The sequence below is a fragment of the Paenibacillus xylanexedens genome (assembly GCF_017874615.1).
GTDB classification, from domain to species: Bacteria; Bacillota; Bacilli; order Paenibacillales; family Paenibacillaceae; genus Paenibacillus; species Paenibacillus xylanexedens.
Genome location: NZ_JAGIKV010000013.1, coordinates 37,822 through 62,535, shown reverse-complemented (window position 1 = coordinate 62,535; position 24,714 = coordinate 37,822). Strand labels below are relative to the sequence as shown.

Below are 24,714 nucleotides of genomic sequence, written 5' to 3'. Positions count from 1 at the left end.
ATGTATGTTACAATCAGAGGGATTGCGTTTACATAGTGATTAACTTTGAACCGTGAGTGAGGAGTGAGCTGATGGATCGTACATTTTTGATGGTGAAGCCGGATGGTGTGCAGCGTGGATTGATCGGTCGAATTATTAGCCGTCTGGAAGACAAAGGATTTAAGTTGGTGGCAGGCAAATTGGTGCAGATGTCTGAGGATCAGGCAAAACGCCATTATGCTGAACATGAGGGCAAACCATTTTTCGATGATCTGGTTCGTTTTATCACATCTGGGCCTGTATTTGCCATGGTGTGGGAAGGCGACGATATTGTGGCGCTTGCGCGCATTGTCATCGGAAAAACCAATGTGAAGGAAGCAGCTCCGGGTACCATTCGCGGAGACTTCGCCAGCCACACACCACATAATCTGATTCATGGGGCAGATTCACCGGAAAGTGCTTCCCGTGAAGCAGCAAATTTCTTTGCTTCAGATGAACTGGTGGTATACGACAAGAGCATCGCAGCCTGGTTGTAATTATTAGCCAAAAGGGTGATACACGATGCTGGAGCAAGAACAACTACTAGACCCGGATTACACCGGATTCATTCGTAAAATCAAAGAGAGCACAGGCATTGATCTTGCTCAATACAAGGAAGGCCAGATGAAAAGAAGGCTGACCACACTTCGCAACAAAAACGGGTTTCATACATTTTCTAACTTTTTTGAAGCTATGCAGAAAGATAAATCATTGTTCTACGAGTTCCTTGATCGTATGACGATTAACGTGTCGGAATTCTGGCGTAATCCCAATCGTTGGGAAGTGCTGCGGGACGAGATCCTGCCTGAGCTGCTGGGGTCCAAGCGTCGTGCTAAAGTTTGGAGTGCAGCCTGTTCAACAGGTGAAGAACCTTATACACTTGCTATGATTCTGGACACGATGGGCATTTTGAAGGACAGCTCCATTACGGCAAGTGATCTGGATGAAGGTGCATTGGCCAAAGCCAAGGAAGGGCGTTATATGGAACGCTCACTTAAGGATGTGCCAAAGGAAACGGCGAACCGTTACTTCAAGCAGGATGGCTTGGTATACCGTATTGATGAGCAACTCAAAAATTCGATCAAGTTCATGAAACAAAATTTGCTCGTGGACCGTTTTGACGATGGGTACGATCTGATTGTGTGCCGAAATGTCATGATCTATTTTACCGAGGAAGCCAAAAACCTGTTGTATCACAAATTTGCAGCAAGTTTGCGTCCAGGCGGTATTTTGTTTGTGGGCAGTACGGAGCAGATCTTCTCCCCGGGACAATATGGTCTGGAGACAGCAGAGACATTCTTCTATCGGAAAAAATAATGATAATGGTTGTTCAGCCGTCTGAAGCACATGTACATGTGTTCAGGCGGTTATTTGTATACCAAGAACAAGAAAGCGCCGACTTTCTTGTCAAAGCCGGTCAGCTATACTATAATAAGCAAAGAAATTATGGGATTTTAGCAATGTGAAGTTTAACAGTTTAAAGGGGGAACGTATTATGAGTTTACGCTATTTAACCGCAGGGGAGACGCACGGACCCCAATTGACCGCTATTATTGAAGGATTGCCAAGTAATTTGACGATTGACTTTGAAGAACTGAATTTCCAGCTTCACCGCCGCCAAAAGGGATATGGCCGTGGACGCCGGATGCAGATCGAGAAGGATCAGGCGAATTTTGTTGGTGGTATCCGTCACGGATATACAACAGGTGCTCCGGTAGCGCTGGTTGTTCAAAATAACGACTGGAAACATTGGCAGAATATTATGAATATTGAGCCGATTGAAGGCAGTGACGAAGAGAAACGTCGCGTTCATCGTCCACGTCCCGGACACGCTGATCTGAACGGTGGACTCAAGTATAATCTTAAAGACTTGCGTAACGTACTGGAGCGCTCCAGTGCACGTGAGACAACGGTACGTGTGGCATGTGGTGCCATTGCACGTCAATTCCTGGCTGAATTCGGAATCAAGGTAGCTGGACGTGTACTTCGTATTGGAGAGATCGAAGCTCCGTATCAGGACCTTCCGATTGATGAACTGATCGCAGTGACAGAAGCTTCCTCTGTACGTGTTACGGATGCTGAGACAGAGAAGAAGATGGAAGCCTACATCGACCAGATTAAACAAGAAGGCGATTCCATTGGAGGAATAGTGGAATGTATCGTTGAAGGTGTACCTATTGGTCTGGGTAGTTATGTTCAATACGATCGCAAGCTGGATGCACGAATCGCTCAAGGCGTAATGTCCATTAATGCATTCAAAGGTGTAGAGATTGGTATCGGATTCGAAGCCGGAGTCATTCGGGGATCACAGGTGCATGATGAAATCATGCATACGGACGAGCGCGGCTACCACCGGGCAACCAACCGTCTGGGTGGATTCGAAGGTGGCATGACAAACGGTATGCCAGTCGTTGTACGTGGTGTGATGAAGCCGATCCCAACGTTGTATAAGCCACTGCAAAGTGTTGATATTGATACAAAAGAAGCATTTACGGCTCAGGTTGAGCGCTCCGACGCTTGTGCTGTACCAGCAGCGAGTGTGGTTATGGAGCATGTTGTAGCGTGGGAAATTGCCAAAGCATTCCTGGAGAAATTCGGCGGGGATTCGATGGAAGAGATCCGTGCCAATGTTGCTAATTATAACGCTCAACTGGAGAATTACTAATATGCGTCAGCTGACGGTACAGTTGGAGGAACGCTCATATCCGATTCTGATTGGTAGCGGCCTATTGGCACAAGCCCCTCAATATTTTGAGCAATATGGCTTGACCAAAAAAAGTCCGCTACTCATCATTACAGATGAAAATGTGGCTCCCAAATACTTGTCAGGTTTGGAGCAAACGCTGCGTACGGCTGGTTATACAGTCGTATCGGCGGTTGTGCCCTCTGGTGAAACATCGAAATCCCTTTCGGTGTACCAGGATATGATGACCGTTGCGATCGAAGGCAAACTGGATCGGAGTTCTGCGATTCTGGCCCTAGGTGGTGGTGTCGTAGGTGATCTGGCTGGCTTTGTTGCCGCTACATATATGCGTGGAATCAAGTTTGTTCAAGTACCTACAACGATTTTGGCGCATGACAGCAGTGTAGGCGGCAAGGTGGCTGTTAATCATCCGCTGGCCAAAAATATGATCGGTGCATTCCACCAGCCCGAGCTAGTGCTCTATGATGTGGACACACTTCAATCCTTGCCACCACGAGATGTATCGGCAGGGTTGTCAGAGATGCTGAAGCACGGGCTGATCCGTGATGAGGCTTTTGCACATTGGTGTGAGGAGCATGCGAAAGAGTTGCTTGCGCTTAATCCGGAAGCATTGGGATACGGCTTGGAGCGCGGGTGTGGAATTAAGGCAGAGATTGTATCCAGAGACGAACGGGAAAATGGAGAACGTGCGTTGTTGAACCTGGGACATACGATTGGTCATGCCATTGAAGCGATTGCCGGTTATGGAGAATTCCTGCACGGAGAAGCGATCTCGATCGGTATGGCTGGATCAGCATTGCTTGGTGAGAAGCTTGGTGCGCCAGCAGGGCTCTATGAAGATACGGTCCGCATGTTGCGTTCACTTCGCCTTCCAACAACGATGCCTGCGCATCTCGACACGGATGCATTAATGGAAGCGATGATGCATGACAAAAAGTTCCGTGAAGGTCATATGGTGTTTATCATTCCTGATCGGATTGGGGCTGCAAGAATTGTGAAGGATGTACCTGTGTCGGCAGTTCGGGACGTCATTGAAATGCTCAGGAAGGGAGAATAACAGCAATGGTCACACGGGGAATTCGCGGGGCTACAACAGTCACGCAGAACAACGAAGAACAGATTTTGAAGGAAACGGCTGTATTGTTGCAGGAGATCGTGGATCGCAATGAGATCCAACCGGAAGATATCTGCAGTGTGTGGATTACGTTAACTGGGGATCTGGATGCTGCTTTCCCGGCAAAAGCTATTCGTCAACTGGATGGTTGGGAACTCGTACCACTAATGTGTGCACTGGAGGTTCCTGTTAAAGGTGCCTTGGCGCAGTGCATTCGTTTCATGGTGCATGTGAATACAAACAAAGCTCAGAATGAAATCAATCATGTGTATCTGAACGGTGCACAGGCATTACGTCCGGATTTGGCAGCACCTTCCGGCTCTTAAGTAGTGGGTTGTCAAACCGATCATAATGATGTATAGTGAGAACCAGTTGAGTAGAGTTGAGATTGAGCTGAGAGCAGCTGAGCTAGTGGAGTATATAGCAGAGTCCAGTGGGTGGTAACCGGCGCAACAGAAACCGGTCAACTGATTCACGGTACGTCGTGCTACGGAATAGGTAACAGGAACAGGGAAAACAAATGTGTCATAGGACATCCTTTGTTTTGATATATTTTGGTACAAACACAATCAATGCACTCTCCTATATTTTACGAAATATTGGAATGAGTAGTTGAAGTGTTATAACTAATTTATTTTCCCGATTTGGATGATGTGAGATGCATCAATTCAGCGACCTGTGAATAATCCGACAGCGAAGTATAGGGACTTGTTATTTATGAAGCATCACCCTGTTAAATACAGCTTATAACCAAACCTCTACCTGATGGTAGAGGTTTTTTGTATATTGAATTGTCTCTTCTACCCCTATAAGTTCAACTAAACTTTTACACAAAAACGGAGAGGACAGAAATAACCTGAAGAAGCGGAGCGTTCACATTTATCACCGGATTTTCCCTTTAGAAAGGGAATCAAAAAAATCTGGGGATAACAGCGATCGGAAGGTTGTTCTGTCATCGAAGTGCTCAGTGTAAACAATCTTTAGTTGAGCTTACCTAAATCTGAAAGGACGTGATTTGATGATAACGCCAAACGTTAATCAAGTACTGAAAATGTCGAATGAGTATAATCTGATTCCGGTAGTCAAACGGATTCTGGCAGATATGGAGACTCCGATTCGAATATTCCGCCGTTATGCTGACAACGACCGGGCATTCCTGTTGGAAAGTGTAGAGGGGGGTATCCAATGGGCGAGATACTCGTTCATCGGTACAGATCCGTTCCTGATGATTTCGGCCAAGAAGGGCCGGATCGTTGTAGAAGAAGCAGGAAAAACTCGTGAATTGCCAGGCAAACCGATTGAAGAACTGAAAGCATTGCTGCGTAAGTACCGCAGCCCAAAAGATGATGAACTGCCACCATTCACAGGTGGGGCAATTGGTTTCTTCGGATATGATCTGCTGTCCTATTATGAGAAACTTCCAGCTCACGCGCTGGATGACCTGAATATGGATGACATTCGCTTTATGTTCTGTGACCAGATTATCGTGTTTGACCATGTGAAGCAACAGATGCTGCTCGTCGGTAATGTACACGTCAAGGACGGTGCAACGGATGACGAGATACGTCAAGCTTATGCAGTAACTTCGGAGAAGCTGGAGCAGGCCGCAGAACGTTTGCAGCAGCAAGGGCCAGGGGAGAACCTGAATCCGCGTTCTATTCCGGGAGACGTGGAACTAGGGGATATTCGCTCCAACCTCACGAAGGAACAATTTATCGGTAATGTGGAGCAAGCCAAAGATTACATTCGCGCAGGTGATATTTTTCAAGTGGTATTGTCCCAGCGTTTCCACATTGATACGGAAGTTTCTCCGCTTCACGTGTATCGTGTGCTTCGGACCCTGAATCCATCACCTTATATGTACTACCTCAAAATGGATGATGAGATTATCGTGGGTACATCGCCTGAAGCGCTGGTCAAGGTGGACGGAAATCGTGTGGAGACACGACCGATTGCAGGTACACGTCCAAGGGGGGCAACAGAAGCGGAAGATCGTGCACTCGCTGCTGATCTGCTCCAGGATGAGAAGGAACGCGCGGAGCATCTGATGCTGGTTGATCTGGGCCGTAACGATCTGGGCCGGGTATCCAGCTTCGGCAGTGTGAAGTGTGACATGTTCATGGAGATTGAACGGTATTCTCACGTTATGCACATGGTATCCAACGTTACGGGCGAACTTAGAGAAGACAAGGATTTCTTTGATGCGTTCCTCTCATGCTTGCCAGCGGGTACCGTATCCGGTGCACCGAAACTGCGAGCAATGGAGATTATCGCGGAACTGGAGAAAGAGGCACGGGGTGCTTATGCCGGAGCAATCGGATACCTAGGTTTCTCGGGTAACATGGACTCCTGTATTACGATTCGTACGATTATTTTCAAAAAAGGAAAAGCATATGTACAGGCCGGAGCGGGAATCGTATGGGATTCTGTGCCTGAGAATGAATATGAGGAAACGGTTAACAAAGCTAAAGCATTGCTCAAGGCGATTCGAACAGCGGAAGCAATGTTTCCTGCCAAAGAAAAGGACAGCACGTTGAGACTGGCGAATGCTGACTACTTTGTCACACCAGCGGCCGCTAAGAACTGAGAGAGGAGAGACCGGAGATGAACATAAACCCAATAATGAATGAGAACCCTGTAACCCCCATTGCTGAGATTACTCGTGAGGAAGGCATGAAGAATGGCCTGGCGAAGATTTTGGAGGGCAGCCATCTGGAGCAAGCCGAAGCAAGAGATTTGATGTACTCGATTATGAGAGGTGAGGCAACGCCGGCTCAAATCGGAGGTTTGCTGATGGCGCTGCGGATGAAGGGGGAAACGGTGGATGAGATCACCGGTTTTGCTGAAGCCATGCGTGGTCAGGGCGGACGAATTCTAACGGATGGCAGCGGCTTGCTGGACACTTGTGGAACAGGTGGATCGGGTATTCACAAATTCAACATTTCCACAGCATCCGCCATTATTGCTTCGGCCGTCTCGGTTCGGGTCGCCAAACATGGCAACCGTTCAGCTTCAGGCAAAGCGGGTAGTGCAGATGTATTAGAGGCACTCGGTGTAAATATCCATCTGAACGGTGAGCAGGCCAGACAATGTCTGGATGATATCGGAATCTGCTTCTGTTTTGCCCAGGTATATCACCCTTCCATGCGACATGCGGCAGGACCAAGAAAAGAGCTCGGTGTTCGTACCATTTTCAATATGCTCGGACCATTAACCAATCCTGCGGGAGCAGATCGCCAATTGCTTGGCCTGTATGATCGTTCCCGGACGCCGATGATTGCTGAAGTACTGAATCGTCTTGGTCTCAAAAGAGCGTTGGTTGTGGCCAGCCATGATGGTCTGGATGAAATCAGTATCTCGGCACCAACTCAGGTATCTGAACTTCGCAATGGTGAAGTGCACACCTATGATATTGATCCACGTGATATGGGCTTGTCTATGCATCCGCTCGAAGCGGTGCTTGGAGGAGATGCGGCACAGAATGCCGAAATTATTAAGAGGATCTTCCAGGGTGAGCAGAGTGCTTATCGCGATGTCGTTCTGTTGAACGCCGGAGCGTGCATCTATGTATCCGGTCTTGCAGATAGCATTGCTGAAGGGGTGACACTTGCCGCAGAAGCGGTAGATTCGGGCAAAGCTGCCGGGAAGCTTGAACAGTTAATTCATACAACGGAGGCGTACAGTCATGTATCTTGATCGAATCGTTGCAACCAAACATAAAGAAGTTGAAGTTCTGGCACAGACATTTCGCATGGATGAAGCTATCCAACAAATCGAACAACTACCCGCAACTCGGGGGTTTGAAAAAGCATTATCAAGCGGACGCAATCGCAAACTCGGCCTTATTGCTGAAGTGAAGAAGGCTTCGCCATCCAAAGGGTTAATTCGTCCGGATTTTCATCCGGTAGAGATTGCTGCTGCTTATGAGCGAGCGGGTGCAGACTGCATCTCCGTATTAACGGATGTGTCTTATTTTCAAGGCAGCAACGAGTACTTGCAGGCTATCCATCAAGCAGTGAACATTCCGCTATTGCGCAAGGATTTTATTATAGATGAACGACAGATTGCCGAGGCAAGATTACTGGGTGCGGATGCGATACTGTTGATTGCCAGCATTCTGACACCTGAACAGATTCGTCAATATCTGGAATTTGCCAAAAGTTTGGGGCTGGATGCCTTGATTGAAGTCCACGATCGAACAGAACTGGAGCAGGTATTGGAGATTCCGCAGGCAACACTTGTGGGCATCAACAATCGTAATTTGAAAACATTCGAAACCAGCCTCAACACGACACTGGATTTGATGGAATTGATTCCAAGTGGCGTTACCTTGATTAGCGAAAGTGGTATTGACGGACCAGAATCAACAGTACCTCTGATCCAGGCCGGTGTTCATGGTATTCTCGTAGGTGAGCATCTCATGCGCAAGGATGATGTCGAGGCGGCTGTATATGATCTGATGGGACCCAAATGATCAATACTTCCATACACGATGGCACAGGCGACAGTATGTCAGAACTGAGAAACCCGCTGCCAGCGGCCGTAAAAATATGTGGACTTCAGGACGTTGAAGTGCTAAAATCGATGATAAACTTGCCTGTGGATTACATTGGTGTTGTTTTTGCCAAATCACGCCGCCGAATCGAACCCGAGCAGGCTGCTGCATTAAGAACGGTATTGTTCGAATGGTCTGCCTATGATCGGCCGAAGCTTGCGGGTGTATTTGTGAATCCTACGCTCGAAGAACTGGAACACATTATGGACATTGCTCAGCTGGATGTTATTCAACTGCATGGACAGGAGACTGCGGAATTTTGCCAGCAGGTGAAGCAGCGGTGGAATGCCAAAGTGTTCAAAGTTTTTTCTTTTCCCAAAGATGAAACGGGACCGGAAGCTGATGATGCAGCCATAAGGGCTCTTGATACTTATGATAAATTCGTGGATGCGATATTGCTTGATACCCATGATCCTCTATATGGAGGGGGCTCCGGGAAAACGTTTGCCTGGGAGCGAATCCCTGCCTATGCTGAATGGGCAAAAAGTCGCGAAATTGCTCTGTTCGTTGCAGGAGGTTTGCAGCCGGACAATGTACAACAACTAATACAGACATATGCACCTTTCGGCGTCGATGTATCCAGCGGCGTGGAGACTGAAGGTGTGAAGGATATTGCCAAAATTACAGCATTCGTAGAAAGGGTGAAGCAGGCATGACACATCAATTGCCGGATCAACACGGGCGTTTCGGTCACTTCGGAGGCCGCTTTGTACCTGAGACACTAATGAACGCACTCATAGAGTTGGAGGAAGCATATAGCCACTTCTCTAAAGATGAGGAATTCAACAAGGAACTGAACTATCTGCTAAGCGAGTATTCTGGACGTGAAACGCCATTGTATCATGCAGAGCAATTGTCACGCCGATTGGGCGGACCGAAAATTTATCTGAAACGTGAAGATCTCAATCATACAGGCGCGCACAAAATTAATAACGCCATTGGACAAGGTTTGTTAGCCAAACGGATGGGCAAAAAGAAAGTTATTGCCGAAACAGGTGCAGGTCAACATGGCGTTGCAACGGCAACCGTAGCCGCATTGCTTGGATTGGAATGCAAAGTATTTATGGGCGAAGAAGATACAGAGCGTCAGCAGTTAAACGTATTTCGGATGAAGCTGCTCGGAGCAGAAGTAATTCCGGTGACGTCCGGAACACGGACACTGAAGGATGCTGGTAATGAAGCACTTCGTTACTGGGTCAGCAATGTGGAGGATACGTTCTATGTGCTCGGATCAGTGGTTGGTCCTCATCCATATCCGATGATGGTGCGGAATTTCCAACGTGTGATTGGTGATGAGACCCGTCGTCAGATTCAGGAGATCGAAGGGCGTTTGCCGGATGTAATTGTAGCGGCTGTCGGTGGAGGAAGTAATGCGATCGGGATGTTCTATCCATTTATCGGTGATCAGGATGTGAAGCTTGTTGGTGTTGAAGCTGCAGGCAAAGGGGTCGAAACCGAGTATCACGCTGCGACGATGACCAAAGGTACGCATGGTGTATTCCAGGGATCTATGAGTTACCTGTTGCAGGATGAGTATGGACAGGTTCAGCCAGCGCATTCCATCTCGGCCGGACTTGATTATCCGGGTGTTGGTCCGGAGCATTCCTATCTCAAGGATATTGAACGTGCAAAATATGTACCGATCACGGATCAGGAAGCACTGGATGCCCTGCAACTCCTATGTCGGACGGAAGGAATCATTCCTGCTCTGGAGTCTGCACATGCGGTAGCCCAGGTTGTCAAACTGGCGCCTGAACTTACAGCAGATGATATTGTAGTCATTTGTCTGTCAGGACGTGGAGACAAGGATGTTGAATCGATTATGAAATACACGGGAGGTGACTTGGGATGAATCTGATGGACCAGACCTTCCAGCAATTGAAGGAACAGAATCGTACGGCACTTATTCCATTTTTAACCGTGGGAGACCCGGATGTGGACACAACGATTGATATCATCAAGGAGCTTGAACAGGCTGGAGCGGATATTTTGGAACTGGGTGTTCCCTATTCCGATCCGCTTGCAGATGGCCCCGTCATTCAGCGCGCTTCCGAACGTGCGCTGAAAAGCCAGGTTACCATTCGTACTGTTATGGAAACCGCTGCAAAAGCTCGTAAGGCAGGTGTGAAACTGCCGTTTGTACTGTTCACCTATTATAATCCGGTATTGCAGACAGGACTGGATGTATTCTTTGATGAATTGGTCAAACACGATATTAGTGGCATGATCATTCCGGACCTGCCGATTGAGGAAGCGGAAGAGATGCGAGAACGCGCAAATCGTGCTGGTGTGCATCTGGTGCCGCTTGTTGCACCTACATCTAATGCTCGAATTGAGCGGATTGTAACGGGAGCGAGTGGCTTTATCTATTGTGTATCATCCCTTGGGGTAACCGGAGAGAGAGCTTCTTTCTTTGATGGCGTAGAGAGCTTCATTGAGACGGTGAAAAGTCTGACAGACCTCCCTGTAGCGGTAGGTTTTGGTATCTCCAGTCATGAGCAGGTGGCACATTTCTCCCGTATCTGCGATGGCGTTGTTGTAGGTAGTGCCATTGTTCGTCAAGTGGAAGATGCGATTCCTCTGCTTGAAAATCCGGATACGCGTGCAGCGGGACTGTTGCAAATTCGCAACTTTGTGGCACAATTAAAGGGATAGAGATGTCCTGAAAGGACATCTTTTGGACACGTAAGGTGCACGCTGATTCGTGTCTAACATTATTTCAATAACAGGAGGCGGTCGGGTTGAAACCGAAATCCCAGATTGTCAATCTGCCTGTGTACCAGCCGGGCAAACCGATTGAAGAAGTGAAACGTGAACTGGGGCTTGAACAAGTCATCAAGCTGGCCTCCAACGAAAACCCGTACGGCAGTTCTCCTGCCGCCCTGGAAGCCATTACGAGAGAAATGACGAATATAAGCATATACCCAGACGGCAGCTCGGTTGAGTTAACTGGAGTTCTTGCCAAGCATCTTGGCGTTGAACGGAACAACTTAATATTTGGTTGTGGTTCCGATGAGATTATTGCTTTGATCACGAGAGCGTTCTTCTTGCCGGGTGACGAGACCATCATGGCAGATCAGACATTTTCTGTATATAAAAGCAATGCAGATATTGAGGGTGCCGTGTCCATCGAAGTGCCTCTGAAAGATGGCACGCATGATCTGAGCGCGATGCTCGCGCAAATTAACGACAAAACCAAAGCAGTATGGGTGTGTAATCCAAATAATCCGACAGGTACGATTATCTCCGAGCAGGAACTTACAGCCTTTATGGACCGTGTGCCTGCTCATGTGATGGTCATACTGGACGAAGCTTATTATGAATTCGTAACCGATGAAGCATACCCGCAAAGTATACCATTGATCGAACGGTATCCGAACTTGGTCATCCTGCGGACATTCTCCAAAATTTACGGTTTGGCTTCGCTTCGGATCGGATATGGTATTGCAAGTCCCGAAATTATTGATTTGATTAACCGTGTACGTGAACCGTTTAACACCTCCCGTTTTGGACAGGTTGCGGCAAAAGCTGCACTACTGGATCAGGATTTTGTTCAAGAGTGTTTGAAGCGGAATGCAACGGATCGGGATTACCTGCAAAATGAATTTACACGGCTCGGATTGTCGTATTTCCCTTCACAGGGTAATTTCATTATGGTTGACCTGAATATGCCTTCGGCAATTGCGTTCCAATCCTTGCTCAAACAAGGCATTATCGTTCGCTCAGGATTCCACGTATACCCAACTTACATTCGTGTGTCCGTCGGAACATCAGAACAGAACCGTGCATTTGTCACGGCACTGGAGAACACGCTGGCTGAGAAGGCGGTAGCACGCCCTTAATACTGGCGATGAAAGAGTGAGGACCCATGAAACTAAAAATTGCAATGATTGGTGTAGGACTCATCGGCGGTTCACTGGCGCTCTGCTTCAAAGGCAAGCCAGATGTAACCGTGATGGGCTACGCCCACTTGGATGAACTGAAGGACAAGTACATAGCGAGCGGTGTAGTGGATGATGCTACGCTCTCTCTGGAAGAAGCGGTAGAGGATGCCGACTTTATTTTTTTGTGCGTTCCCGTAGGTTTGCTTGAATCCTATTTCGAAAAGCTCTCCAAGCTGCCATTGAAAAAAGGATGTATCATCACGGACGTAGGAAGCACTAAAGCTTCCATTGCCGCTTGTGCCGAGCATGTGCGGTTAACTGACGCTTACTTCATTGGTGGTCACCCTATGGCGGGGTCGGAGCGTGCAGGCGTAGATGCGGCCTCAGCCGTGTTATTTGAGAATGCATACTATGTCTTAACCCCTTCAGAACATGTACCTGAGGAAGCCTACAGCAGGTTGTCTGAGCTGCTTGCGTATACGCGGGCACAGATCGTGCGTGTGGAGCCTCTGCTGCACGATGACATCGTGGGGGCGATTAGTCATCTCCCACATGTTATTGCTGTTGCGCTGGTGAATCAGGTGCGTGAATATAATGAGTCGAATCCACTGTATAAAATGCTGGCTGCAGGTGGTTTCCGGGATATTACCCGGATTGCGTCTAGTGACGCGATTGTGTGGAGAGATATCTTGCTTAGCAACCGTGATGTACTGCTGGGCTTGCTTAAGGACTGGAATAGCCAGATGACGGCCTTTACGGATATGCTGGAACATAAGAACGGTGAAGGTATAGAGGAGGCATTCCGTCAGGCCCGCGAGTTCCGCAGTATATTACCAGAACGACGCAAAGGCATGATTTCGCCGTTATTTGATCTGTATACTGATGTCCAGGATGCACCGGGTATGATCGGTAAGATCGCAACTGAGCTTGGGGCGAATGATATCAACTTGAGCAACTTGGAGATTATCGAAAACCGGGTGGATGTGCCGGGTATTATGCGTCTGTCTTTCCGTCAGGAAGAAGATATGGAACGAGCCAAGACGTTATTGGATTCCTTAGGCTATCAAGTGTGGATATAAGACGAGAAAGAGGGCGAAAGCCCTCTTTTTTGTGAGGTTATATTGGAGTTGTTATTTGATTTTAAGTCGCAGATCAAAGAGGGTTTTATGTAGGTTATATATAAATATTAACATATAAATATCTTTTTAAAGACAAAAAAAAGACCGCTTACAAAAGCGGCCATTGCTCACGTGGAGCAATACAGTTATTGGATAGGAGTGGAGAGAAACCATACTGTACCCTTATTATATGTATACGTTTTCATTCTGTCAACACTTTCAGTAAAATTGTTTGAATTAATTATATCTTTCGGTAATTCAGGATAATAACTCTTTTTTTTAGGGATACCTTAGATCAAATAAATATCACATTTTTGTAACCTTTTCGGTATATCGTCCGTCTATATAAGCAAGGGTTACCAAAAAGGCTCAAAATGAAGTCATGAACGTGAAAATGACCGCATATGAATGACAGGTCGGGTTTTGTGGATACCAATGGATTTGCCAGGATGATGCAGACCGTTGTACAATAAATACTGTTAATGTAGAAACGTTGGGGAAATTGCCATTACATAGGGGAATTTGGCGGGAAGGCCAGCTATGGCGCTGAACGCTTTTTATATGCGGTGAGAACCGCAACTTTTTTGTGCCTGTTCGGTAATACATGGATAGAGTCGAACGGGGAGAAGCACATGGATGGGCGAGGAGGGGTCGCACTCAAATGACGGATTCCCAGTTGATTCGAGAGATCAAGGAAGGTAACCTGGAGTTATATTCCGAGCTGATGAGTCGTTATCAGCGTAAAATACTGGCTTTCGTATATCATATGTTGAAAAGTTCCAATATGGAGCTGCTTGCGGAAGATCTCTGTTCTGAGACTTTCTATAAGGCGTTCCGCAGTCTGAACTCTTTCCGTGAGGTAGATGCCTCATTCTCAACCTGGTTATACACCATTGCGAGAAATACGGTACTGAGTGAGCTTCGCAAACAGCGCAGCGGAAATATCCCACTTGAAGAGAGCGGGATTGTACCCGTTGCTCCTTCGGAGAATACACCGGAGTATGCTGTACTACGCAGCGAGCGGGTGATGCTGGTTAGGGATGCGATTAACAATTTACCGGAGAAGCAGCGTTCTGCGATTATACTCCGTGAGTATGATCAACTAGACTACCAAGAGATTGCGAATATTCTTGGGCAGAGCGTCAGTTCTGTGAAATCGCTATTATTCAGAGCAAGATCAAGCGTAAAAACTCAATTGGAACCTTATTTCTTCGAACCGGTGTACGAGCCATATGAAGGGATGAAGAACCGATGAATTGCAATGAAGCCCAGGAACTGTTTGCACTGGTCTGGGACTTGCCGGAAACTCATCCTCAGCGGATTGCATTTCATGCTCATCTCGCTGGTTGTGAAGAGTGCTCCGAGCAGTTTGAGGTCTGGGAAGAAGCTCAGATCTTGCTGCACAGCATTCCGGTTCCAGTGACAGAACAACAAGCAGAGAGAGTGAACCGTAACGTTATGGACCGGATCTACGCGGAGTCTCCATGGTTACTGCCGGAAGAGGTAAAGGTTAATCGTTTCTCTGCTGTGATCCGCAAGCATATGTCTTTGTGGATTGCCGCGTTCCTGGCTATTTTTTTATGCAGCTTTCTGTATATGGCAATGTTTAAGCCAGACGTATCAGAATCTGAGCAAACCAAAGTTGTTACTACGGGTATCCTGGAGACAGGGGTTGCCGGAAGCGGACCATCGTCCTCTGGAATGTATCAGTACAACATGACTGGAGCGGACAGAGGAAGTATTATAGAACCTTTTGTTGTGAGCATGGGACCTGCTTATCCGCAGTATTGGATGGCCCTCTCTTTACTTGCAATAGGAATGGCGTTATTTTCTCTAGGACGTATGCATCGAACAACGAATAAACGCAAACAAGGTGCGAGTGCATAGGTAATAACCTTTCGTTCGCCGTGTGGAGAAATGAGGGATGTAAGTGCGAATCGGGCTTATTCGTCACGGTCTTACAGACTGGAATGCGGCGGGCCGTATACAGGGCCAGACGGATATTCCTCTGAATGGAGAAGGTCGTGAACAGGCACAGCGCCTGGGAAGACGTCTGCTGACGGAAGAATACCAATGGGACTATATCATCACAAGTGGATTATCGCGGGCACAGGAAACAGGGGAGATTATCTCCAAGCTGTTGAATGTACCTTTGCTTGAGCCGGACGCACGGTTGAAAGAAAGGGCTTTTGGTCAGATTGAAGGTCTGACTTCAGAAGAACGGGTTGCCCGTTGGGGCCAAGCCTGGGAGACATTGGACTTGGGACAGGAGCAGATAGCGGATATCCAGATTCGTGCACTGGCGTTTCTGGAAGATCTATGGTCTGCCTATCCGGACCAAAACGTACTCATTGTCACTCACGGAGCTTTCTTAGCCAACCTGTTAACAGCTTTGTTTAAAGATCGGTATACAGAACGGATTGGAAACCTGTCACTGACGATCCTGGAAAAGGAACGTGATGACTGGAGTCCGCTGTTGTATAATTGCACACGACATCTGTCTTTGGACACAGCGAAACAACCTGAGTAATCCAACTTGGGTTGTTTTTTTTGCGTTTTATGGGGAAATAAAGACTGTATATGATTTCAAACCTCTCATTTTTCTTCTGATTGACCAACTCGCGGCATAGTATGGTTTAAAACATAAAAGATTTCCAAAAAGAGGTTTAGATTATGGGAATTCCGTCAACGATGTTTACAAAACCAAACTATTTCAGGCTTCGAATCAGTAGTCGAAGTAGTTAACGGGCGAGGCGATGGACCCATGAATCTAGCGGATATGCTTACTTTTGCCGATATTGGCCAGCTTAATCGAATAGCAGACTATTACCAATGTGAATGCAAGCCCAATTCCAAACATGAACTCATCCAGAGTATTCTCACTACATTGGGCAGCAGACCCTTTTTTGAGCAGCAGGTACGTCAACTGAATCAAGCAGATCAGCGCTTTTTGAACAACTTGTTGTTTGATCCTCGCCAGTATTATGGTATGGAAGAACTCATTGCCATAGCCCGTCAATCGATGGACAAAAAGGAGAGTGAGGCTGGCGCCAGTCCACGTGATCTCATCGTTCGCTTCAATAAGAGTGGATGGTTGTTCAATGGGACAACGCAGCAGACCAGGTATTTGTATCAGGTACCCCAGGATCTGAAATTAAGATTCAGGGATGTGTTATCCACACATCTGCGAGCAGGGATCACCCAAACAACGGAACCACCCATGTATCGGGATGAGTATCATCTCTTAGCGGATGATCTCAAGTTGTTCCTGCAGTATGTCCAGCAGCACGAAATTGCTCTTAACGCTGAAGGCATGATGTACCGTCGCTCTCAACAGCAAATTATGGAGCATCTGCACATTAGTGAGGAATTGGTGGGCAAAGGTGGATGGAGATTCGGATATGGCCGCTCCTTCAAGGATTACCCGGATCGTTTCGCACTTCTATACGACTATACATTTCACCATCGGCTGGTTCGTGAGGAGCAAGGCACGCTGAAGTTATCACCAGCTGGAGAAGATAAGCTGGGGGCTGAGAAAACAGCCGAAATGATACAGCTATTTAGGTTTTGGTTAAGATTGTATAAAGGTGCTATTCCCAATCTGTCCTCTATTGTGTATTGGACAGGCGAATGTGCCCAAGAATGGTCAACCGCCGAGTCGCTGTTTCGTAAGATCGGGCCGTTCATTCAGCCGTTTTACTATGATACAGCCGAGGCCATCTATGATAACAGAATTATTAAAATGATGTTGCATCTTGGCATGGTCCGTATTGGGGAACATGAGGAAGGCAGGACTATACAAATGACAGCCTGGGGCACACGTCTTGCTGCATCCTGTCGCTCCATCTCAGGAGACATTACGCCTATTATGTTTGACAAGTGAAGGACAAGTTGCTAAAATCACTCCCAAATTAAGGAGTGATAATAATGATAATTCCATACAAAGGTCTACAACCTCAGTTACACCCTTCGGTATATATGGCTGAAGGTGCAAAACTGATCGGTGATTTGAGAATGGGAGAAGAGTCTTCCGTCTGGTTCAATGCAGTCCTGCGGGCTGATTTGGCTCCTATTATCATTGGAAAGCGCTGTAATATTCAAGATAACGTTGTCGGGCATGTCAATACTGATCAACCTTTGATTGTGGGAGATGATGTCTCAGTAGGACATACAGCGATCATTCATGGTTGTTGTATTGGAACAGGATCATTAATCGGCATGGGAGCCATTCTGCTGAATGGAGCCGATATTGGCGAATATACGCTGATTGGAGCCGGTTCTGTTGTTACTGAGAATAGTAAAATTCCGCCCTATACTCTTGCTTTGGGGACACCTGCCAAAGTGATACGTGAGCTGACTGATGCCGATCTGGAGCGGATGTCCAGAACTTCACTGGGTTATGTTACCAAAGGAAAAGAATATAGGAGCTCTTAAATCCGTTTTGGAGGTGCATCCTATTGGATAAAATGAAAGTTACGTATGAAGTCATGTTGGGGCTGGCAGCTGAGATGGTTTGGGACGAAGCGCTTCGCAAACAGCGCAGCGAGAAGCTCTATTTGGAAATCGATAAAGCGTTAGCTACCGGAGACGAAGTAGCTTTCCGGAGTCTGACGGATGAACTGAGGACCATAAACTGATTAGCAAAATAGTTCCTTTCTGAGATAAAAGGGAATGCGCAGATGCGTGTTTCCTTTTTTTGATATGTGTAATTCCAAAATGAATGTCTGGATTTATAAGATATAGTCATATATAATATGGGAATAAAATGGATAGAGAGGGGATATAGGGAATTGAAATTCAGTGAGATGACTCAAGACAGCTGGGCTGAACTGCAACTCTATCTGGATACATGCCTTATTCCATACACAGCTCTTAGCGGTGAGCAGTCGCCAGTTGAAGCTACCGAGGCGTTGGAGCGGCTGAGAGATTTTCTGGATATGGTCGAAATTCCTTTCAAAGGGAGAATCATGACTTATCCAGCTTTTCATTATGCTAATTCGGAATTGTCAATGACATTAAATTCCTTGTCCGCACAGCTTAAATCCTCAGGATTCAAATATGTGGTTATTATGTCATCGGATGGTCATTTGGATGGCATGGAAATTCCAGCTGCTGATCTGGTTTTGAGTCGGTCCGTCTTAACTCATGAGGTCGGAGAAGAAGGGATTGCGAGATTTGTAGGGGAAAAGATACGAGAGTTGTGGAAAAAATAGTTTTTAGCGACAAATGTGACAATTTTACAACAATTTTTTAATAACGCTTACAATTGAACCTTAAAAATGTGTGACAAATTCTTGACGGTGTTCTAGGGCTACTATATGATTATGTATGTTCTAGTAAGTCGTGGAATTTATGAAAATGAAAACGTTTGAGAGAGTTGGCTGAAAAAGGGGGTTGGAGACAGTATGAGCAGTGAGCATGACCACCACGAAGCTTCATTGAAATTGCCAAGCCGCATGGAGATGTCACGCAGGCAGTTTTTGACGTACACGCTTGGTGGAGCTACAGCCTACATGGCCGCCGGTGCAATCCTTCCTATGGTCCGTTTTGCGGTGGACCCGATTTTGCAACATAAGGGAGAAGGCACCTCTGTCAAAGTAGCTGAAATCAGCAAAATTACGAATGAGCCTCAAGAATTCACCTTTGAACTTAAACAACAGGATGGTTGGTATCTGAGTAATGCATCGTTAGTGGCGTGGATTCGCAAAGACGAGCAGGGTAAAATTTATGCACTCTCACCTATCTGTAAACATCTGGGATGTACAGTAGGCTGGAATAGTGACAAGCAATACCCTGACGAGTATCATTGCCCCTGCCATGGCGCGCACTATGACAAGGAAGGGAAGAATCTTGCCGTAGCCCCCAAACCGCTGGATGAGTATGTAGTCAAGGAAGAGCAGGGTTGGGTATATCTGGGCGACATTGTTCCGAACACCCGAGTGAATTAGGAGGCGTGAACGCAGATGTTTAAAAATGTCTATGACTGGATTGACGAGCGTCTTGACATCACGCCAATCTGGCGGGACGTTGCGGATCATGAAGTTCCAGAGCATGTAAATCCGGCTCATCACTTTTCCGCATTCGTGTACTGCTTTGGTGGATTGACGTTCTTTATTACTGTTATTCAGATTCTGTCAGGCATGTTCCTGACCATGTATTATGTACCTGATATTATCAATGCCTACGCAAGTGTGGAGTACCTGCAGACCAAAGTAGCCTTCGGCCAAATTGTTCGCGGCATGCACCACTGGGGAGCCAGTCTGGTTATCGTAATGATGTTCTTACATACGATGCGTGTGTTCTTTACAGGCTCTTACAAGGCACCGCGTGAAATGAACTGGGTTGTCGGCATGCTGATCTTTTTCGTCATGTTGGGCCTGGGGCTGACAGGGTACTTGTTGCCATGGGATAACAAAGCCTATTTTGCAACAAAAGTAACACTGGAGATTGCCAATACGGTTCCTTGGCTGGGACCGATTATTAAAGAATTCCTGCAAGGCGGTACGATTGTTGGTGCACAGACACTAACCCGATTCTTTGCCCTGCACGTATTCTTCCTCCCCGCTGTGCTTCTGGTGCTTCTGGTCGGACACTTTATCATGATCCGCAGACAGGGCATTTCGGGACCACTATAAACTGAGAAGGGAGGAATCGCAATGGCTCACGGACATAAGAAGGATGATGAGGAAAAGGTTATCTTTGTCGGTGATTCACGGGTCCGTAAAGGGGCGGGTTTCATTACCCCTCCTGATTACACGGCGTATCCCGGCAAATCAGAAGCCTTTATCCCCAACTTCCTGCTGAAAGAATGGATGGTTGGTGTCGTTGTATTGGTGGGGATTCTGGTTCTCACGATCTCAGAACCTGCACCTTTAGGCTATCCGGCCAATCCGAGCGCATCCGTAATTCCTATGCCGGACTGGTACTTCCTTTTTCTGTATCAGTACTTGAAGTATCCATACGCATCGGGCGATTACGTTCTGCTCGGGGTACTGGGGGTCAGCGGAGTCGCTTTTGGAGCTTTGCTGCTGGCACCATTCCTGGATACAGGCAAGGAGCGGCGTTTCTATAAACGCCCAATTGCTTCATCACTGATGATTTTGTCGGTCATTTCTGTATTCTACCTGACAAATGTAGCATGGACGCACTACGAGCATGAGTTGGAAGCAAGTGGACAGAAACCTGAACATATTCAACGTGAAGAAGAAGCGCTGGAGAGGCGTGAACAGGGGCTCCCACCCGTTTCCAATGCACCTGGACAGCAAGAAGAAGTTGCGATCGTGGAACAGGATGATCCTGCAATGGAAACGTACAAAAAGGCTGGATGTATTGGCTGCCATGCGGCTGATATGAAGGGTGCAAGCGGACCTTCACTTCGGGGTGTGGGTGACAAGCACAGCCAGGAAGAGATTCTGACCATTATCAAAGAAGGCTACAATGCAATGCAGCCTCAGTATAATAATGCTATTGCTCAAGGTGTTACGGATGAAGAGATTACTCATCTGACCGAATGGCTTGCGAAACAGAAAGCAGAACAGTAAAATCAAAATAACCAATGAAACCTGATCGTTTATGCGGTCAGGTTTTTTTGAAGTGTTTTTTGGACAGCACTGTATCGTGCACAATATTGATGAAGGAAGGGGCAGGGAATGTGGCTTTATCGTATTTCTGGAGTAGAGAATTTCTAACCAATCGTTATTTCCTGTGGCTATTATTTTGGTGTAATGCGGTAGGAACGGTATACGGATACATCTGGTACGGAGAGCAAATGAAATTGACGCTGGTTGAGCAGCCGATGTGGCAGATCGTATTTGTGCCAGATAGTCCAACAGCGAGTTTGTTTTTTACTTTAGCGTTGTTATGGGTCTTGTACCCACCACGGTCCATCATCATCAAACGGATCGGACATGTGATTCAGGCGCTTGCCGTGGTCACATCTGTGAAATATGGCGTGTGGGCCGTATCCATTATTTTCGCTGGCTGGATGCAAGGTGGTACACAGCACTGGCAAGACTGGATGCTGATTGCTTCGCATAGTGCGATGGCCATTGAAGCTCTTATTTATGTACGCTTTTTCGGCTTCCGCTGGGCTGCCCTTGTCGTTGCAGGTCTCTGGACGCTGTTGAACGATACGATGGATTATACATATGATATTTACCCTTGGTTACCCGCTTCCCTCTATGATCATGTAGATGGTGTGCGTAATTTCACATTCGGACTTACACTGGTGAGCATTCTGTGCGCGTGGCTGGCCTTAAGACAGGCAAAACGTACCTGACCTCATACTTTGGAGAGAGAATAACATGTCTCATGAAAAGTCGCTATTTTAGTGGCTTTTTTTGTGTCCAAAATGTTTCCATATTGTGCTATTTCATGGCTTGAAAATTAAGGATATCTCCATTCTGCACCTTATAATAAAATTGAAACTGAATTTTGAAATTATTTAACATAATTACTTAATATTGAAAGAGGTGATGAATGATCGGCTTTGTAAGATAATTCGGAAAGGGAAGGTGACATGTATGATGAAAAGAACAAGAATAGTAAAACTATTAACTGTATTTTTGATAGCGCTATCCATTTCATATCAAGTTGATGAGGGGAATTCTCAAGCCAATGCCGCTCCACAAACTCCATCTCAGGCATATGTGCAGAAAATGGGCAAAGGCTGGAACGTATTCAATACCTATGACAGTTTTAGAACCGATGATCTCTCCCTGTCTGACGAAACCTCCTGGGGGCAGCCAATAGTAACCCAAGAATTGATATTATCAGCCAAAGCAAAAGGCTTTGATAGTATTCGGATTCCAATGACTGCCTATACAAGGTATACACTAGGTGCAGATGGACACTATTTAATTCATTCCGAATGGTTGGCCAAATATAAGCAAGTGGTTGATTGGGCAGTTGATGCAGACCTTTATGTAATGATTAACCTTCATCACGATTCCTGGACATGGCTTTCCAATTGGGATGGAAATAGGGCGTCAGAGGAATATAAAAGATATGTAGATCTCTGGACGCAGCTTGCTAATCATTTTAAGAATGAACCTGAGCGGGTCATGTTTGAGACAATGAATGAACCTTATTTTGAAAATGATACCGGAACCATCACCAAACAGGATAAATTGGATATGATTAATCGGGCTGCATATGATGTTATCCGCAGCTCTGGTGGAAATAATGCAACAAGAATGATTGTTATTCCAACGTATTCTACAAGCGCAGATATGGATAGAGCTGACGCAGCCTATCATTTTATCGCGGGGCTGAACGATCCGAACCTGATCGCCACAGTGCATTTTTATAGTGACTGGGTCTTCAGCGGCAACTTGGGTAGAACGGGCTTTGATGAAAAGCTTTACGATGGAGTTCAAGATACGCCAAGAAGCAATATAGACCAGATGTTTAACACATTAAATCATGCCTTAATTTCCAAGGGGATTGGAGTTGTCATTGGTGAATATGGCTGGTTATCCCCTGATGATGGCGCGGCGAAAATGCAGTCAGGTGAAAAACGGAAATATCTTGAATATCTGAACTACAAGGCATCCCAATACGGAGTTAGCTCAATGATATGGCCAGGAGCGTTCTGGCGAGTTCCACCTTTTGATTGGCATGATGAATATGGAACCACCATTCAAGCGGCTAATATGAAACAGCGTTCTTCCTATTCCACAGGTCTAAATGAAATCTATGTTCATCAGCAAGCTGCAAACGATATCCAAATTCCACTTACTCTGAATGGAAACAGCTTTAAGCACATTGAAGGAGTCCCCAAAAAATATTATTCATTCGATACAGCAACCTCAACAGTTACGATCTCTAAAGAATTTATAAACGAGAAATTCAATCAGGCTTCAAACGGCACCATTGCTGATTTGGTTTTTGTATTCTCGAAAGGCGCAGACTGGCATCAGCTTATCATCAAATATTCAACGCCTGTGTTTGAAATGGCAGCAGGCACGATAACAGAGGGAATCGTCATTCCGGTCCAATATAACGGGACCTACGTAAGACGTGCCTCCCTCTTCGATTTATCTGGCAACCGATTAGGCAGCAATTCCTGGTTTCCATATATGATGTTTGGCGGTGAGTTTACAGCCGACTACAATGAAGGAACATTCAGCCTTCTGAAAGATGCTTTTAACGCCTCGGTTCCGAATGGGCAAATTAAGCTCAGAATCGAATTTTACGATGGTCAAAGTATAAACTATTCCATTCAAAAAAGCGGAAATAATGTAACAGGTTTAGGTATCGTTTTCTAAATGAAGTGTCATAAGTCTAGTAGGATACGGAATCGTCCTCTGCTTGTTCTAACGATCTGTCCCACGCCATACATTGGTGGTGGGAGGGATGTCCATGAAGAGAACGTTTGGGATCAAAACTGGCTTATTGGTGGTATCGTTCATGGCTCTGCTGCTTTGGACGAACTTAGCATATCGTGTATCCGCACAAAGTGAAGCATTGAATTCGATTTCAGATCAGCAAGTGTCCACAAACAATTCAATTGCACAGCTTAATGAGGAAGCAGCTATATTGTATCGTCAGGCGCTCGAGAATAATATTGAAGAAGTGCGCGGAAGCATTCTGCGTATCAGTAAAAGTCTGGAGCATATCTCCTTTGAGGGACAAACAACAGTCGAGGGCATTCACGCCTTGTCCGAAACCATAGTCGAAGTGAAACAAGCCGTTGTGAAGGTGAAAAATGACGATGCTTCCCTTCAGCAGTCCTCAGCCAAGCTCAGACTTGCAGCAGATAGTCTCGCGAATCCAACCAAGCCTTTATGGCTTCAGTATTATAAAATCGTGAAAAACGATCTGGACGCTTTATCCGCTGCTACAAATCAAGGGCAAACTGCGGCCGTACTGGCAAACCGCTACACCGTTCTGGAGGAGCATTATGAGACGATTCGTCCTGCCGCACTGATTCGCCGTGAACCGTATGAAATTGCTCAGATGGACGCTTGGTTATCTCATACCAAAGGGCTTACCAATGCAAAGCAGCCAGATCTGGCTCAATTAAAGAGCATGGTGGGCCATGGTGAGGAACTGGTGAACCAGTTATTTGGTCGCGAGAAGGACGAGAGTGCCTTTGTACCGTTTGTACAGGGTCCTGATCGCAGGGCAGCCGGGCTGCTCATTAGTTCGGTCATTGTGGCAACGTTAAGTTACGCCGGATATCGTAAATATCGTGCGCAGCAGCAGGGGATTTTTCCTTTTCGGCGCTAATCGGATATGAACTTGATCCTGGTCTATAGGTGGTATATAAAAAAACCTCTTTCCGCATGAATAGCCACGCTAACGGCTCTTCATGTAAA

Annotated in this window: 26 protein-coding genes; all 26 read left to right on the top strand. The window is 46.5% G+C overall.

All coding sequences use genetic code 11. From position 1 onward, the window contains the following. Positions 1-71 precede the first annotated feature (71 nt). A complete protein-coding gene (ndk, locus tag J2Z28_RS17565; protein ID WP_017687704.1) occupies positions 72-515 on the top strand; it encodes a nucleoside-diphosphate kinase in 444 nt (147 codons plus the stop codon). Positions 516-540: 25 nt separating this feature from the next. Beyond that, on the top strand, positions 541-1,335 hold the full coding sequence (locus J2Z28_RS17560; RefSeq protein ID WP_047843560.1) for a CheR family methyltransferase: 795 nt from the start codon (positions 541-543) through the stop codon (positions 1,333-1,335). Positions 1,336-1,513: 178 nt separating this feature from the next. Further along, a complete protein-coding gene (aroC, locus tag J2Z28_RS17555; RefSeq protein ID WP_105599406.1) occupies positions 1,514-2,683 on the top strand; it encodes a chorismate synthase in 1,170 nt (389 codons plus the stop codon). Between the two features lies 1 nt (position 2,684). Beyond that, positions 2,685-3,779: a 3-dehydroquinate synthase gene (aroB, locus tag J2Z28_RS17550; RefSeq protein WP_211083480.1), complete on the top strand. Its 1,095-nt coding sequence runs from the start codon at positions 2,685-2,687 to the stop codon at positions 3,777-3,779. Between the two features lie 5 nt (positions 3,780-3,784). Continuing rightward, a complete protein-coding gene (aroH, locus tag J2Z28_RS17545) occupies positions 3,785-4,162 on the top strand; it encodes a chorismate mutase (protein WP_047843558.1) in 378 nt (125 codons plus the stop codon). A gap of 692 nt (positions 4,163-4,854) precedes the next feature. Beyond that, complete coding sequence (trpE, locus tag J2Z28_RS17540) at positions 4,855-6,423, top strand: anthranilate synthase component I (RefSeq protein ID WP_036607674.1); 1,569 nt, start codon at positions 4,855-4,857, stop codon at positions 6,421-6,423. Between the two features lie 68 nt (positions 6,424-6,491). Further along, positions 6,492-7,532, top strand: coding sequence for an anthranilate phosphoribosyltransferase (trpD, locus tag J2Z28_RS17535; protein WP_091018280.1), 1,041 nt, complete (start codon positions 6,492-6,494; stop codon positions 7,530-7,532). Beyond that, complete coding sequence (gene trpC, locus J2Z28_RS17530) at positions 7,522-8,310, top strand: indole-3-glycerol phosphate synthase TrpC (RefSeq protein ID WP_211083479.1); 789 nt, start codon at positions 7,522-7,524, stop codon at positions 8,308-8,310. The genes trpD and trpC overlap by 11 nt, the downstream gene beginning before the upstream one ends. 35 nt (positions 8,311-8,345) lie before the next feature. Continuing rightward, on the top strand, positions 8,346-9,047 hold the full coding sequence (locus tag J2Z28_RS17525) for a phosphoribosylanthranilate isomerase (RefSeq protein ID WP_211083478.1): 702 nt from the start codon (positions 8,346-8,348) through the stop codon (positions 9,045-9,047). Then, positions 9,044-10,243, top strand: a complete 1,200-nt coding sequence (gene trpB / locus J2Z28_RS17520) for a tryptophan synthase subunit beta (protein ID WP_074095639.1) — start codon at positions 9,044-9,046, stop codon at positions 10,241-10,243. The genes J2Z28_RS17525 and trpB overlap by 4 nt, the downstream gene beginning before the upstream one ends. Beyond that, positions 10,240-11,046, top strand: coding sequence for a tryptophan synthase subunit alpha (gene trpA, locus J2Z28_RS17515; RefSeq protein WP_211083477.1), 807 nt, complete (start codon positions 10,240-10,242; stop codon positions 11,044-11,046). The genes trpB and trpA overlap by 4 nt, the downstream gene beginning before the upstream one ends. An 86-nt stretch (positions 11,047-11,132) precedes the next feature. Beyond that, the gene (hisC, locus tag J2Z28_RS17510) at positions 11,133-12,233 is read left to right on the top strand and encodes a histidinol-phosphate transaminase (protein ID WP_211083476.1); all 1,101 of its coding nucleotides are present in this window, start codon (positions 11,133-11,135) and stop codon (positions 12,231-12,233) included. Between the two features lie 26 nt (positions 12,234-12,259). Beyond that, positions 12,260-13,354 carry a prephenate dehydrogenase gene (locus J2Z28_RS17505; protein WP_017687717.1) on the top strand — a complete coding sequence of 365 codons (1,095 nt, stop codon included), beginning with the start codon at positions 12,260-12,262 and terminating at the stop codon, positions 13,352-13,354. Between the two features lie 700 nt (positions 13,355-14,054). Then, entirely contained in the window at positions 14,055-14,648 is a 594-nt protein-coding gene (locus tag J2Z28_RS17500) for an RNA polymerase sigma factor (RefSeq protein WP_211083475.1), read from the top strand. Continuing rightward, positions 14,645-15,280 carry an anti-sigma factor family protein gene (locus tag J2Z28_RS17495; protein WP_211083474.1) on the top strand — a complete coding sequence of 212 codons (636 nt, stop codon included), beginning with the start codon at positions 14,645-14,647 and terminating at the stop codon, positions 15,278-15,280. The genes J2Z28_RS17500 and J2Z28_RS17495 overlap by 4 nt, the downstream gene beginning before the upstream one ends. A 43-nt stretch (positions 15,281-15,323) precedes the next feature. Continuing rightward, positions 15,324-15,923, top strand: coding sequence for a histidine phosphatase family protein (locus tag J2Z28_RS17490; protein WP_211083473.1), 600 nt, complete (start codon positions 15,324-15,326; stop codon positions 15,921-15,923). Between the two features lie 234 nt (positions 15,924-16,157). Then, complete coding sequence (locus J2Z28_RS17485; protein ID WP_211083472.1) at positions 16,158-17,276, top strand: hypothetical protein; 1,119 nt, start codon at positions 16,158-16,160, stop codon at positions 17,274-17,276. A gap of 44 nt (positions 17,277-17,320) precedes the next feature. Continuing rightward, entirely contained in the window at positions 17,321-17,827 is a 507-nt protein-coding gene (locus J2Z28_RS17480; protein WP_036607653.1) for a gamma carbonic anhydrase family protein, read from the top strand. Between the two features lie 23 nt (positions 17,828-17,850). Continuing rightward, positions 17,851-18,030, top strand: coding sequence for an IDEAL domain-containing protein (locus tag J2Z28_RS17475; protein WP_017687723.1), 180 nt, complete (start codon positions 17,851-17,853; stop codon positions 18,028-18,030). Positions 18,031-18,183: 153 nt separating this feature from the next. Further along, positions 18,184-18,606: a DUF2487 family protein gene (locus J2Z28_RS17470; RefSeq protein WP_211083471.1), complete on the top strand. Its 423-nt coding sequence runs from the start codon at positions 18,184-18,186 to the stop codon at positions 18,604-18,606. Positions 18,607-18,798: 192 nt separating this feature from the next. Next, a complete protein-coding gene (locus J2Z28_RS17465) occupies positions 18,799-19,341 on the top strand; it encodes a QcrA and Rieske domain-containing protein (RefSeq protein ID WP_017687725.1) in 543 nt (180 codons plus the stop codon). A 15-nt stretch (positions 19,342-19,356) separates the two neighbouring features. Then, entirely contained in the window at positions 19,357-20,028 is a 672-nt protein-coding gene (gene qcrB / locus J2Z28_RS17460) for a menaquinol-cytochrome c reductase cytochrome b subunit (protein WP_017687726.1), read from the top strand. A 21-nt stretch (positions 20,029-20,049) separates the two neighbouring features. Then, entirely contained in the window at positions 20,050-20,934 is an 885-nt protein-coding gene (locus tag J2Z28_RS17455) for a menaquinol-cytochrome c reductase cytochrome b/c subunit (protein ID WP_076209928.1), read from the top strand. A gap of 110 nt (positions 20,935-21,044) precedes the next feature. Beyond that, the gene (locus J2Z28_RS17450) at positions 21,045-21,671 is read left to right on the top strand and encodes a DUF1405 domain-containing protein (RefSeq protein WP_211083470.1); all 627 of its coding nucleotides are present in this window, start codon (positions 21,045-21,047) and stop codon (positions 21,669-21,671) included. Positions 21,672-21,915: 244 nt separating this feature from the next. Further along, the gene (locus tag J2Z28_RS17445) at positions 21,916-23,661 is read left to right on the top strand and encodes a cellulase family glycosylhydrolase (protein WP_211083469.1); all 1,746 of its coding nucleotides are present in this window, start codon (positions 21,916-21,918) and stop codon (positions 23,659-23,661) included. 94 nt (positions 23,662-23,755) lie between these two features. Further along, on the top strand, positions 23,756-24,625 hold the full coding sequence (locus J2Z28_RS17440) for a sporulation protein YpjB (RefSeq protein WP_211083468.1): 870 nt from the start codon (positions 23,756-23,758) through the stop codon (positions 24,623-24,625). Positions 24,626-24,714: the final 89 nt, after the last annotated feature.